The sequence below is a fragment of the Clostridium sp. genome (assembly GCF_036639235.1).
GTDB lineage: Bacteria > Bacillota > Clostridia > Clostridiales > Caloramatoraceae > Clostridium_AB.
Genome location: NZ_JAVWJB010000002.1, coordinates 26,431 through 39,873, shown reverse-complemented (window position 1 = coordinate 39,873; position 13,443 = coordinate 26,431). Strand labels below are relative to the sequence as shown.

The window sequence follows — 13,443 nt, the reverse complement described above, 5'->3', positions numbered from 1 at the left end:
ACGCGGAGGATAAAATGAAGAGTAACGGAAGGTATGTAGCAGTTAAAACGCTGTATGATATAGAGAAAAAGGGAGCATACTCAAATTTAAAGCTTACCAATAATTTTAATAAATCAGAGCTTTCACCAAGTGATAAGTCACTTGCGACAGAAATACTATATGGTTCTATTAGATGGAAAAAAAGATTAGATTACACTATTAAAAAATTCTCTAGCATTAAACTTAAAAATATAGACATGTGGACTTTATGTACACTTAGATGTGCTATATATGAAATATATTTTCTAGATAGGGTTCCTGATTTTGCAACTGTTAATGAGGCTGTAGAAATTATTAAGTCAAAGGAAAAAAGCAAGAGACATGGTGCATTTGCAAATGCATTACTTAGAAACCTACTTAGAAACAAGCAGGAGTTCTACAATATTAATATACAGGACAAAATTCAAAATATGGCAGTTGAATACTCACAGCAGGAATGGTTCATAAAGAAGCTTCTTAAAAGCTTTGGACCTAAAAAATCAAAGCTTATCCTTGAAATGAGTAATAAGTCTCCTAAGTTAACATTAAGGGTAAATAATTTAAAGACTAATAAGGGTGATTTAGTAAAGTCCTTAGAGGCATGTGGATGCACTATATATGAAAGTAAGGTAGAAGATGCTGTTAAGGTTAAGGGACTATCTTCACTAGAAAAAACAAGCCTATATATAGATGGACATTTTACTGTTCAAGATGAGAGTTCAATGCTTGCACCTATTTGTCTTGCACCTAAAGCATGTGAGAATGTATTAGATCTATGTAGTGCACCAGGTGGAAAATCAACGTATATGGCCCAAATAATGAATAATGAGGGAAGCATAACTTCATGTGATGTATTTGAACATAAGCTTAAGTTAATAAATGAGGCAGCAGAAAGACTTTCGATTAATATAATAACTACAATGGTTAATGATGCAGCACAGCTTAATGAAGAGTTTATAGGTAAATTTGATAAGGTTCTTGTTGATGTGCCTTGTTCAGGACTTGGTATTATTAGAAAGAAGCCAGAGATAAGATGGAATATTAAAGAAGAAGATATTGAAAGTCTAGCTAGTTTACAAGAAAAAATACTTAATAATGCTTCAAAATACCTTAAAAAAGGTGGGAAGATTGTTTATAGTACTTGTACAATTACAGAGGAAGAAAATGAAGATGTTATAAACAATTTCCTTAAAAATAACAATGATTTTATGCTTGAGGATATTTCTTCATACATACCATTTAATATAGATACTGCAAGTAAAGGATATGTAAAGCTTTTACCTGGAGAATTCGATACAGATGGATTCTTTATTGCAAAGCTTTCAAAAAAAGGAGAGTAAAGTGGATTTAAGAGATTTAACAATAGATGAAATTAAGGTATATCTACAAGAAATTGGAGAAAAGCCATTTAGAGCAAAACAAATTTTTAAATGGATTCATAAATCAATAGAAGATATAGATGATATGAGTGATTTATCAAAAGATCTTAGAGAAAAGTTGAAAAAAGATGCATACATATGTAATATGAATATTGTAGGCAAAATGGAGTCTAGGGTTGATGGTACTATAAAGTATCTTATGTCTATGAAGGATGGAAATGTAATAGAATGTGTATTTATGAAGTATAAACACGGAAACTCTATATGCATTTCAACTCAAGCAGGATGTAGAATGGGGTGTACATTCTGTGCATCTACTATCGGAGGTAAAAACCGTGATCTTACAGCAGGTGAGATGATAGGTCAGATACTAAAGGTTCAGTTAGATACTGGTGAGAATATATCTAATATTGTTTTAATGGGAACTGGGGAACCATTTGATAATTACGAAAATGTTATGAAGTTCCTGTCACTTGTTAACTCAGGGGATGGAATTAATATAGGCATGAGACATATTACAATTTCAACATGTGGACTTGTACCAGAAATAAAAAGACTTGCAGATGATAATAGCCAAGTTACACTTGCGATATCACTGCACTCACCATACGATGAGGCTAGAAAGCAGATTATGCCTATAGCTAGAAAATATAGTCTTGATGAGTTAATGGAAGCCTGTAGATATTATATAAATAAGACATCAAGAAGAATTACATTTGAATATTCATTAATAGATGGGGTTAATGATCATAGGGAGTTTGCAGAGGAGCTAATAAGACTTCTTTCAGGTATGCTTTGTCATGTTAATTTAATACCAATTAATCAAGTAAAAGAAAGAGACTACAAAAAATCCAACAAAAAAAGAGTGGATGAGTTTAAGTCTATTCTTGAAAGAGGTGGAATAAGCACAACTGTTAGACGTGAATTAGGAAGTGATATCGACGCAGCATGTGGTCAGCTAAGGAGACAATATTTAAATAAGCTTGACTGAGGTGATAGATTTGAGAATCAACAAAACTACCCATATTGGAATGGTAAGGGAAGTTAATGAAGATAGTATATTAACATATGAGAATAAGGACTATACCATTTTAATTGTTGCTGATGGAATGGGAGGTCATAATGCAGGTGAAATTGCAAGTGATATTGCGGTAAATACTCTTAATCAGTATATAGAGAGTAACTTTAATATTTATGATGATTATGAAGACCTTTTAAGAGACGCTATACTTGAAGCTAATAAAAATATTTTTAAGCATTCAAGTGAATCAGAAACATTAAACGGAATGGGTACAACAATTACAGCACTACTTGTAGTTAAGGATGGGGCATATATAGCACATGTAGGAGATAGTAGGGCTTATATTGTTAGAGATAATGCTATAAGACAAATTACAGAGGACCACTCATATATTAATGAGCTTCTTAAAAAGGGAGCAATAACTGAGGAAGAAGCAAGTGTTCATCCTATGAAAAATCTTATAACAAGGGCAGTTGGTACTGACAAGTATGTAGTTATTGATACTTTTCAAGAGGCTATCCACTTAAATGATTATTTTATTTTATGTAGTGATGGATTAACAAGATACGTTACAGAGTCTGAAATACTTGAATTTATATTTAAGGGAAGTAGTGTAGATGAAATAGTTGAAACCGCAAACCTTAGAGGAGGAAAAGACAATATTTCACTTATAGTAGCTAGAAAGGAGGATATTTATGAGTAATTTCAATAAGAAAGTACTTGGTAACAGATATACCTTATTAGAGAAGGCAGGAGACGGAGGAATGGCTCTTGTTTATAAGGCTAAATGTGAACTTCTAAATAGAAATGTAGCAGTTAAAATCCTAAGACCTGAACTTACAGCAGATGAGGATTTTATTAAGAAATTTAAAAGTGAGTCACAGGCAGTAGCTAGTCTATCACATCCTAATATAGTAAATGTATACGATATAGGAAGTGAAGATGGTGTATATTATATTGTTATGGAGTATATAGATGGTATAACGCTTAAGGATTACATAAAAAAGCATGGTAAACTTGAATATAAGCAGGCACTTGATATTACAAAGCAAATAGCAAGAGCCCTTGAGCATGCTCATAAAAACGGTATAATACATAGAGATATTAAGCCTCATAACATATTAATTACAGACGAGGGGGTTGTTAAAGTAGCAGACTTTGGAATAGCAAGAGCTGCAACAAGTGCTACTATGACAAACACTAAAACAGTAATGGGTTCTGTTCACTATGTTTCACCAGAACAGGCTAAGGGAAGTGTTATAGATAGTAAAACAGATATATATTCACTTGGTATTGTTATGTATGAGCTTTTAACAGGGGATGTTCCATTTAATGGAGAAAGTCCTATAGCTGTTGCATTAAAGCATATACAAGAAGATATTACAAAACCATATAATATTAATATTCCTGTTGGAGTATGGGATATTGTTGCTAAGGCAACAACAAAGGACCCACTTAAAAGATATCAAAGTTTAACTGAAATGCTAGGCGATATATCAAAGGCAAATATAAATCCTAATGTATCATTAATTTCACAGGGAATAGATGAAAGTACTAGGGTAATATCTACAGACGAAATAGAAAAAGCACTTAATGATAAGACTCAAAAAATAGATATGTCATCATATAATTTCAATGATTATGAAGATGAAATTGAAGATGATTATGATGAGGAAGATGAATATGAAATAAATCGTAAAGAGAGAATTAAGAAAAAGTCTAAGTCTAAACCTAGGGGAATTAAGAAGGGTATAATTTTTGCTATTATAGGAATTTTACTTTTAGGTGGCATTGGATTTGCTTTTCTTTCAGGGTCTCCAAACGAAGTTAAAATACCAACTGTTATAGGGCTTAAAAAAGATGAGGCTATTAAGGTTCTTGAGGAGAAAAATCTTGTAGTTGATATTAAGAAAATAGCATCTGATAAACCCCTAGACCAGGTTATTGATGTAAGTCCTAGCGAGGGTATGAATGTTAAAGAAAAAAGCACTGTTATAATAACGGTAAGTGAAGGTGTTAAGACTGTTCGTGTACCTAATATTAAGCGTCGAACAATCGATGAGGCCAGAGTAGAACTTGAAGCTGTAGGTCTAGAACTTGGAGAAGTAAAGAGAGAGTTTAGTGATAGCATTGAAAAAGATAGGGTAGTGTCCCAGTCGGTAGAATCAAATCAGGAGGTTCCAGAGGGAACTAGAGTTGATATAACTTTAAGTAATGGACCTAAGGAAATTTTATCTAAGGTTCCAAACCTAAAGGGTAAAACATTTGATGAGGTTAAGGAACTTCTTGAGAGAAATAAATTAGTTCTTGGAAGTGTTAGATACGGAAATGACTCATCAAAACCAGATGGGGTTGTTATTGAACAAAGTGTATCATCAGGTATGAATATTAAAGAAGGCAGCGTTGTTGATATAGTAATTAATAAGGTTGAAGATGGTGACATAGATGATGATAAGGACCCTGGAACTAATCCAGATTCAAATGGCAATGGGTCCGGTGGTGAAGGAACTAAGCCACCAACAGGAACAGGTTCAGTAACCAAACCTAACAACTAAAATATTAAGGAGAGTTATATGGAACAAGGAGTAATAGTAAAGGGAATATCAGGGTTTTATTATGTTAAGACCACTACAGGTGAGATTATTGAATGTAAGGCAAGGGGAAAATTTAGAAAAAGCAAGATTTCACCTTTAGTTGGGGATAAGGTAGATATAGAGCTACTTGGAGACTTAAAAGGTTCTATTGAAAATATACATGAAAGATCCTCAGAGCTTATTAGACCGAATGTTGCAAACGTTGATCAAGCAGTGGTTGTATTTGCTCTAAAAAACCCAGATGTAAACTATACTCTTTTAAATAAGATACTAATAGTTATTGAGCATCATGGTATAGACGCAATAATATGTCTTAATAAGGCAGACCTTGATGAGGGTGAATTTGAAAAAACTGAGGCTATATATGGAAAAATAGGATATAAGATTATAAGGGCCAATGCATTAAGTGGAGATGGCCTTGATAATCTTCATGAATGTTTAAAAGGTAAAATAACAGTATTTGCAGGTCCATCAGGGGTTGGTAAGTCAACAATTACAAATAGGATTCAAGGAAGTGTTGTAATGGAAACCGGTGGACTAAGTAAAAAGATAAGTAGAGGGCGTCATACAACACGTCATGCCCAGCTAATTGAGGTGACGGAGGATACATTTGTTCTTGATACCCCAGGATTTTCATCTATGGATCTTAGTTTTATTAAGCCATCAGAACTTCAATATGAATTTAAAGAGTTTAAAGTAGGAGAATGTAAATTTACAACATGTTTACATAACAAAGAGATTGGATGTAGAATAAAGCAGGATGTTGAAGATGGAATAATTCCTGTTGAAAGATATACAGCATATCTAAATATTCTAAAAGATCTTGAGGAGAGTAGTAGAAGGGGGAATAGATGATGAAACTATCACCATCAATATTATCAGCAGATTTTTCAAAATTGCTTGAAGATGTTAAAAAAGTAGAAAATGCAGGGGCACAATACCTTCATATAGACGTTATGGATGGACATTTTGTGCCAAATATAACTATGGGACCACTTGTAGTATCAGCACTTAAGGGCAAAACTAATATGGTTTTAGATGTGCACCTTATGATAGAGTCACCAGAAAAATATATTGAAGAATTTGCATCAGCAGGAGCGGATATTATATGTGTTCATGTAGAGGCAACAAAGCACCTACACAGAGTTGTACAAAGAATTAAGCAGCTTGGTGTTAAGGCGGCGGTTGCGCTTAATCCTTCAACGGATATATCATGTCTTGATTACATAATTGAGGATATAGATATGGTTCTTGTTATGAGTGTTAATCCAGGGTTTGGAGGGCAAAGCTTTATTCCTTCAGCTCTTAGAAAAATATCAGCAATAAGAAAGATGATAGATGAAAGAGGTCTTATTGTTGATATTGAAGTAGATGGTGGAGTTAAACTGTCAAATGCTAAAGAAGTACTTGACGCAGGCGCTAACATATTAGTAGCAGGATCAGCAGTATTCTCAGCAGAAGACGTTGAGGGAACTGTTAAGAGCTTTTTAAGCTTAGATTAGATATGAGAGTATGTATATTCGTTAATGGAGAAATTGAATTTAATAATAAGGTGAGAAGTGTTATAGAAAATGCAGATATTCTTATTGCAGCAGATGGTGGAGGAAATTATACTTTTAGAGAAGGAATTTCCCTTGATTATCTAATAGGAGATTTTGATTCCATATCAAGTGAAGTCCTTGAGCATTATAAAAGTCAAGGTACTGTTGTTGAGAGGTATCCAAGTGATAAGGATTACACAGATACTGAACTGTGCCTTATGAAGGCTATAGAGCTTTCAGCAAGTGAGGTATACTACATAGGGGGAATTGGTGATAGGTTAGATCATAGTTTATCTAATATTCATCTTCTGTATAAAACCCTTAAAAAGGGTATAAGAAGTTATATACTATCTAAAACAGCAGATATATTTATATGTGAAAACAACTTAAATATAAGTGGGGAGATAGGGGAGACTGTATCGATTATTCCTCTTCTTTCACCTGTTAGTGGAATTACTCTAAAGGGATTTAAGTATTTATTAAATGATGCTGATTTTGAATTTGGAGATGTTTTTGGAACATGTAATGTTTTAGAACAAAATAAAGCGACTATATCTATTAAGGAAGGCTGCTTAATTGTTATAAAACAATACAATATATAATCCTTCTTAGGTATCAACTACAATCTTTTTTGCATAAGATAGTAGTAAGATGCTTAAGGAGGACTTTTTTTATGAAAAAATTTAATATTACTACGAAAAAGTTTAAGTCTTTAAGGGTCCTGCCTATGATAATGGTGTTAGTAGGAAGTTTGTTTATATTAATTTTTATGCCTATATGGCTATGGTTTGTGCTTATAGGCGCACTTTTAGTGGTGGTTGGTCTTTCGATATAGTACTTATTAAAGGGAGTGGATATTATGTCTAGGAGAAGAGGGTGTAGAAGTTGTTGGAAGTGGAGGCTAGCACCTGCGCTGTGCTTAATTGGAGTTGGAATGGTACTTTCTATATTAATCCCATTTTGGCTATGGATACTTGTTGGTGGATTATGTCTTATTAGCTATGGTTTTTGGAGTTTTTTCTGTTAAACTAAAAAAAATGTGCTTAAACAGCACATTTTTTTATTAAAGAGCTCTCTGAACCTTACCTGAACGTAGGCATCTTGTACAAACATACACTCTCTTTGTAGTTCCATCGATAACAGCTTTAACTCTCTTTAGGTTAGGAGCCCAAGTTCTGTTTGACTTACGATGTGAGTGACTATATTGAATACCAAAAGTTAGGCCCTTATTGCATACTTCACACTTTCTTGCCATGTATAACACCTCCTTATATAGAATAACGAATAAATACCTCATACAAACATATATATCTTATCACAATGTATGATGGCATTGCAATAAAATTAATAACATAATATATTATATATAGATATTGGGAGTTTGTAAAGGCAAAATACTTTACAGCGATTTGTGGAGAACGATTATGCTTGAAGAATTCCCACAATTCATATAAAATTATAATATGAACTTCTATAATTAAGGAGTAGTCCCTTAATAAATTTATAGGGAGGTTATGAAAATGGCGATAATTACAAATACTGAATATGGATTCATTGAATATAATGATGAGGTGCTTGCTAATATAGCTGGTGTTGCTACAACAGAATGTTATGGAGTTGTAGGAATGGCATCTAAGAGAGTAAGTGATGGTTTTTGGGAATTACTGAAGAAAGAAAACCTAGGTAAAGGAGTTAAGACAACTTTAGAAGAAGATTCAATTAAGATTGAGGTATATATAATAGTTGAATACGGAACGAGAATATCTACAATTGCAGATAACATTATACAGAAGGTTAAGTACACAGTAGAATCACTTACAGGACTTAACGTATCAAAGGTTATAGTGAACGTTCAAGGTATTAGAGTTTAATCTAGGAGGTACGGACATTGAAATATACTACGTTAAGTGGGAAACTATTAAAAGAAATGTTTATTAATGGTGCCTACGAGCTAGAAAATAACAAGGAATACGTTAATTCCTTAAATGTTTTTCCTGTACCAGATGGAGATACAGGGACAAATATGTCAGCGACAATTATGTCAGCTGCAGCTGAAATTCAAGCAGCAGATGATTCTATAGACGCAGTTGCAAATGCAGCATCTATGGGTTCATTAATGGGTGCAAGAGGAAATTCAGGAGTTATTTTATCGCAGCTTTTAAGAGGAATTGCAAAAAAGATTAAAACAAGTGATGAGGTAGATACAGAGGTTTTTGCTGAGGCACTTAATGAAGGTGTAGCTACAGCTTATAGAGCTGTTATGAAGCCAACAGAAGGGACTATTTTAACTGTTGCTAGAGAATCGGCTGAGGAATCAGTTATGATTGCTGAGTCAACAGATGACTTTATAGAGTTTTTCACAAAGGTTATTGAGAAGGCAAACGAATCATTAGATAGAACGCCAGAGCTTTTACCTGCACTTAAGCAGGCAGGAGTTGTTGACGCTGGTGGTAAGGGACTTTGTCTTATTTATGAAGGTATGCTAAAAAGACTTAAAGGAGATATAATCTCTAAGGGTGATGCAGGACTTAAACCAGTTAATGCTGTAGAGATGGCACCTGTTCATACTGAAAATATTGAATTTGGGTATTGTACTGAATTCTTTATTAAGGCTAAGAATCAGGACCCAGATAAGTTTAGAGATGAGATTATGAAGTATGGTGATTCTATTGTTGTTGTAGGAATGGAAGACATCATCAAGGTACATATTCATACAAATGAACCAGGAACAGTTATGAATATGGCTATGAATATGGGACAATTATCTAAGATTAAAATAGACAATATGAGAGAACAGCACGAAGCAATTAGCTTTGATGCAGAAACTACAGCTTCAGTTGATGTACAGGAAATAGCTGAAGAAAAAGAGTTTGCTATGGTAGCTGTTGCTGCAGGTGAGGGTATTGTTAACATACTTAAGGATCTTGGAGTTGACTACGTTATTGAAGGTGGTCAAACTATGAACCCAAGTACACATGATATTCTTGAAGCTATTAACACTGTTAATGCAAAGAATATTTTTGTATTCCCAAATAACAAGAATATTATAATGGCAGCAGAGCAGGCTAAGGATATATCAGATAAGAATGTTGCTGTTATACCAACTAAGAGTATTCCAGAAAGTATTACTGCTATAATAACATTTAACCCAGAGGATACACTTGAAAGTAACGTTGAAACTATGACTGAGGTTATGCAGGATGTTAAGACAGGGCAAGTAACTTATGCTGTACGTGACACTGTATTTAACGATGTTGAAGTTAAGGAAGGCAACTACATTGGTATAGCCCAAGGAAAGCTTACTAATGCAGATGAAAGCCTAGAAGATGTTACTAAGGCACTTATTGATTCTATGGTTGATGAGGATAGCGAGATAGTTACATTATTCTACGGTAGTGATGTTGCTAAAGAAGATACTGAGGTTATTGAAGAGTATATACTAGAAAAGTGTCCATATGCTGAAGTTAGTGTTAACTATGGTGGACAGCCAATCTATTATTATATAATATCAGTTGAATAAATTATTTGTTTAATTAAGGGTATGCTTCTTGAAAGTATACCCTTAAAATATCTACAAAAAGTATTAAGGTGATTAAAGTGGAAGTTAATAATTTAAAAGGGGTAGGGGATAAAACACAAAAAGCCTTAAATTCACTGTCTTTATATACTGTTGAGGATATATTGAATAATTATCCAAGAGACTATGAATTTAGAGGTGAATGTAAAAAAGTTGATGATATGATTGATGGAGAATTAACATCTTTCATAGGTGAGGTATATAAGATTTACCCTTACAAAAAATACAATAAGTTTAAGGGCTATAGCAAAATAGTTTTTAAAAATAATAATGATTATATTACTGGAGTATGGTTTAATCAGCCATATATATGTAAAACATTTTTACTTGGTGAGAAGGTGTTTTTATATGGAAAGGTTGAAGTAAATCCTACATTTGTAGAGATGAAGGAGATTCAACATCACAAAATAGGAGAAAAGTCTCTTCGTGATATATATCCTATATACTCTCTAAATAAGAATATGACCCAGTCTTCAATTAGAAAAATAGTTTTAGAGGCATTAAATCATGTAAATGAAACTATTTTTGAGTTTTTACCTGAAAGTATGATTTTAAAGTATAATCTTTTAGATCATAGACAAGCTATTAAGTCTATTCACTATCCTATAAATAGGGAAGAATTAAATGCTGCAATAGATAGAATGAAGTTTAATGAGCTTTTAGTATTAAATCTTGCTATTCTTCTTGCTAAAAACGAGTTTTCAAGTAATAAGGAAGGTATTGAAATTGGAATATCAAAGGATCTTAAGGCTTTAAAGGAAAGCATACCATTTACTTTAACAGGTGCACAGTCAAGGGTAGTTCGTGAAATACTATTTGATATGAAGGGTTCATCTCCTATGAATAGACTTGTTCAAGGTGATGTTGGTTCTGGTAAAACAATGGTGGCAACTATTGCAATGTTTAATGTTGTTAAAATGGGATTTCAAGCATCACTTATGGCTCCAACAGAAATCCTAGCAAGGCAGCATTTTGAATCAATAAGAGAAACCCTTAAAGATTTTAATATAAATATTGAGATTTTAACAGGAGGTAATACTAAAAAACAGAAAAGAGAAATACTAGAAAGATTAAAAAATGGCGAAATTCAAATATTAATAGGTACACATGCGCTTATTGAAGATAATGTAGAGTTTAGTAATCTAGCTCTTGTTATAACAGATGAGCAGCATAGATTTGGAGTAAGACAAAGGGCAAAGCTTGTTAATAAGGGTAAAACACCACATGTTCTTGTTATGACGGCAACACCAATTCCAAGAACCCTGGCGATTTTTATGTATGGAGATATGGACATATCAATTATAGATGAGCTTCCAAAGGGAAGACAGTCTATTGAAACATATTACATAGATTCATCTAAAAAGGAGAGGGCATTTAATTTTATAAAAAAAGAAATTAATAAGGGAAGACAGTGTTATATAGTTTGTCCACTTGTAGAGGAATCAGAAAAACTTAATTTAAGTTCAGCAGTTGAAATGGTTGAAGAACTTAAGTCATCTGTATTTAGGGATTATAGTGTAGGACTTTTACATGGTAAGATGAAGGCCTCTGAAAAAGATGAGGTTATGAATAGATTTTCAAGGGGAGAAATTAATATATTAGTATCAACAACAGTAATTGAAGTAGGTGTAAATGTTCCTAATTCAACTGTTATGTATATTGAAAATGCAGAAAGATTTGGACTATCCCAGCTTCATCAGCTTCGTGGTAGGGTTGGAAGAGGAAGCAAGCAGTCTTATTGTATATTAAGTTCAGACTCAAAAACAAAGGAAACCCTTGAAAGAATAAAAATTATGACAAGTACAAATGATGGTTTTGTTATATCAGAAAAGGATATGGAGCTTCGCGGATTTGGAGAATTTTTTGGAACTAGGCAACATGGAGTATTTCAATTTAAAGTAGCAAATCTACTTAAAGACGTAAAGCTTTTAAAGTTAACACGTGATATTGCAAAATCTATAATTCAAGATAATTTGTTAGAAAGTCATGAATACAAAAGTTTATATGATTATGTTAAGGATAAATATCTTGAAGAGTCTAATTTAGAGACTATGAATTAGAAAATGGAATTTTAAGTATCTTTAAAATAAATTTACCTCGTTTAAAACTGAAGTTATGGGGCAAATTATTACTACAAAGACAAATAGGAGGTGCTTATAAAATGGCAAAGACAAATAGAGTACTGATACCTGAAGCAAAATATGGATTAGATCAATTTAAAGTAGAGGTTGCAAGGGAACTTGGAATCGACAACTACGATCAAATTGACAAGGGAAACCTTACATCTAGACAAAATGGCTATGTAGGTGGAACCATGGTAAAAAGAATGGTAGAAGCTTATGAAAAGGGATTAGCAGGAAAATAGTTTTTCTGCCACTGAACCTCATTAAATTTAATCTTTGTACAGTCGTTAAGACTTATATGAGCATAGTAATATTACTATGCTCATATAGTTTTTTGAACATTCAATATATTTGTTTGATATAGGTTTTATAACCATATATTACAATGCATTAGCTTTGATAAATTGGTTAAATTAATACTACAAAACAAATAGGAGGTGTTTAATATGAACACAAACCAAACAGGAAAAAACAGTGTACTTGTAGCAGAAGCTAAGGCAGGTCTTGACAAATTCAAGGAAGAAGTAGCAACTGAGCTAGGACTTTCAAACTATGCTGGAATGGATAAGGGTAACCTTACTTCAAGACAAAATGGCTATGTAGGTGGAACTATGGTAAAAAGAATGGTAGAAGCTTACGAAAAGAACCTAGCAGGTAAATAAATAAAAAATAAAGTGGTTAGCATGCTAATCACTTTATTTTTTTCTAGATTATGATTTTAAGAAGATTGGATTTTGTTCCAAAATTTACATCAAAGAATGTTGTAAAATGTTGAATATATAATTTTGCATTGGGCAAATTAATATTACAAAGATAAAAAACATCTTTGTAATAAAAAAGTAGGAGGTGCTTAACATGAGCACAAATCAAACAGGAAAAAACAGCGTACTAGTAGCAGAAGCTAAGGCAGGTCTTGACAGATTCAAGGAAGAAGTTGCAAATGAAATGGGACTTTCTAACTACGCTCAAATGGATAAGGGTAACCTTACTTCAAGACAAAATGGCTATGTAGGTGGAACTATGGTTAAAAGAATGGTAGAAGCTTACGAAAAAGGTCTAGCTGGTAAATAAGCCAATAAGGCGCTAATGATAATAAACAAAAAGAAAAGGAATAGAAAGAAATTTCTATTCCTTTTCTTTTTGTTTTTATTATCATAATATATATGCTAAACTATATATTATGATTTTTA

15 protein-coding genes are annotated in these 13,443 nt (G+C 32.9%); 14 read left to right on the top strand and 1 reads right to left on the bottom strand.

The genetic code is table 11. The features are described from left to right. Positions 1 to 14: 14 nt before the first annotated feature. The 8 genes from rsmB to RR539_RS00935 all read left to right on the top strand — a co-directional run bounded on the left by rsmB (position 15) and on the right by RR539_RS00935 (position 7,580). Positions 15 to 1,358, top strand: a complete 1,344-nt coding sequence (rsmB, locus tag RR539_RS00970) for a 16S rRNA (cytosine(967)-C(5))-methyltransferase RsmB (protein WP_332473023.1) — start codon at positions 15 to 17, stop codon at positions 1,356 to 1,358. After that, complete coding sequence (gene rlmN / locus RR539_RS00965) at positions 1,318 to 2,388, top strand: 23S rRNA (adenine(2503)-C(2))-methyltransferase RlmN (RefSeq protein WP_332473024.1); 1,071 nt, start codon at positions 1,318 to 1,320, stop codon at positions 2,386 to 2,388. Before rsmB ends, rlmN begins: the two co-directional genes overlap by 41 nt. 10 nt (positions 2,389 to 2,398) lie before the next feature. Continuing rightward, positions 2,399 to 3,121 carry a Stp1/IreP family PP2C-type Ser/Thr phosphatase gene (locus RR539_RS00960; protein ID WP_332473025.1) on the top strand — a complete coding sequence of 241 codons (723 nt, stop codon included), beginning with the start codon at positions 2,399 to 2,401 and terminating at the stop codon, positions 3,119 to 3,121. After that, a complete protein-coding gene (gene pknB / locus RR539_RS00955; protein ID WP_332473026.1) occupies positions 3,114 to 4,973 on the top strand; it encodes a Stk1 family PASTA domain-containing Ser/Thr kinase in 1,860 nt (619 codons plus the stop codon). The genes RR539_RS00960 and pknB overlap by 8 nt, the downstream gene beginning before the upstream one ends. A gap of 18 nt (positions 4,974 to 4,991) precedes the next feature. Further along, positions 4,992 to 5,867, top strand: coding sequence for a ribosome small subunit-dependent GTPase A (gene rsgA / locus RR539_RS00950; RefSeq protein ID WP_332483329.1), 876 nt, complete (start codon positions 4,992 to 4,994; stop codon positions 5,865 to 5,867). Further along, complete coding sequence (rpe, locus tag RR539_RS00945; RefSeq protein WP_332473028.1) at positions 5,864 to 6,514, top strand: ribulose-phosphate 3-epimerase; 651 nt, start codon at positions 5,864 to 5,866, stop codon at positions 6,512 to 6,514. Before rsgA ends, rpe begins: the two co-directional genes overlap by 4 nt. 2 nt (positions 6,515 to 6,516) lie before the next feature. Next, positions 6,517 to 7,155, top strand: a complete 639-nt coding sequence (locus RR539_RS00940) for a thiamine diphosphokinase (protein ID WP_332473029.1) — start codon at positions 6,517 to 6,519, stop codon at positions 7,153 to 7,155. Between the two features lie 257 nt (positions 7,156 to 7,412). Next, positions 7,413 to 7,580: a hypothetical protein gene (locus RR539_RS00935; protein WP_332483328.1), complete on the top strand. Its 168-nt coding sequence runs from the start codon at positions 7,413 to 7,415 to the stop codon at positions 7,578 to 7,580. 36 nt (positions 7,581 to 7,616) lie between these two features. Here the strand turns inward: RR539_RS00935 and rpmB are convergent, their stop codons facing one another. Next, positions 7,617 to 7,808 (bottom strand): 50S ribosomal protein L28, encoded by a 192-nt coding sequence (gene rpmB / locus RR539_RS00930; RefSeq protein ID WP_332473030.1) that lies wholly within the window; start codon positions 7,806 to 7,808, stop codon positions 7,617 to 7,619. 265 nt (positions 7,809 to 8,073) lie between these two features. Here rpmB and RR539_RS00925 point away from each other — a divergent pair, with 265 nt between their 5' ends. The 6 genes from RR539_RS00925 to RR539_RS00900 all read left to right on the top strand — a co-directional run bounded on the left by RR539_RS00925 (position 8,074) and on the right by RR539_RS00900 (position 13,324). Next, positions 8,074 to 8,424, top strand: coding sequence for an Asp23/Gls24 family envelope stress response protein (locus RR539_RS00925; protein WP_332473031.1), 351 nt, complete (start codon positions 8,074 to 8,076; stop codon positions 8,422 to 8,424). A 17-nt stretch (positions 8,425 to 8,441) separates the two neighbouring features. Continuing rightward, a complete protein-coding gene (locus RR539_RS00920; RefSeq protein WP_332473032.1) occupies positions 8,442 to 10,073 on the top strand; it encodes a DAK2 domain-containing protein in 1,632 nt (543 codons plus the stop codon). Between the two features lie 77 nt (positions 10,074 to 10,150). Then, complete coding sequence (gene recG / locus RR539_RS00915) at positions 10,151 to 12,190, top strand: ATP-dependent DNA helicase RecG (protein ID WP_442878375.1); 2,040 nt, start codon at positions 10,151 to 10,153, stop codon at positions 12,188 to 12,190. A gap of 101 nt (positions 12,191 to 12,291) precedes the next feature. After that, entirely contained in the window at positions 12,292 to 12,495 is a 204-nt protein-coding gene (locus tag RR539_RS00910) for an alpha/beta-type small acid-soluble spore protein (protein WP_332473034.1), read from the top strand. Positions 12,496 to 12,699: 204 nt separating this feature from the next. Then, entirely contained in the window at positions 12,700 to 12,915 is a 216-nt protein-coding gene (locus tag RR539_RS00905; RefSeq protein ID WP_332473035.1) for an alpha/beta-type small acid-soluble spore protein, read from the top strand. A 193-nt stretch (positions 12,916 to 13,108) separates the two neighbouring features. After that, positions 13,109 to 13,324: an alpha/beta-type small acid-soluble spore protein gene (locus RR539_RS00900; RefSeq protein ID WP_332473036.1), complete on the top strand. Its 216-nt coding sequence runs from the start codon at positions 13,109 to 13,111 to the stop codon at positions 13,322 to 13,324. Positions 13,325 to 13,443 lie beyond the last annotated feature (119 nt).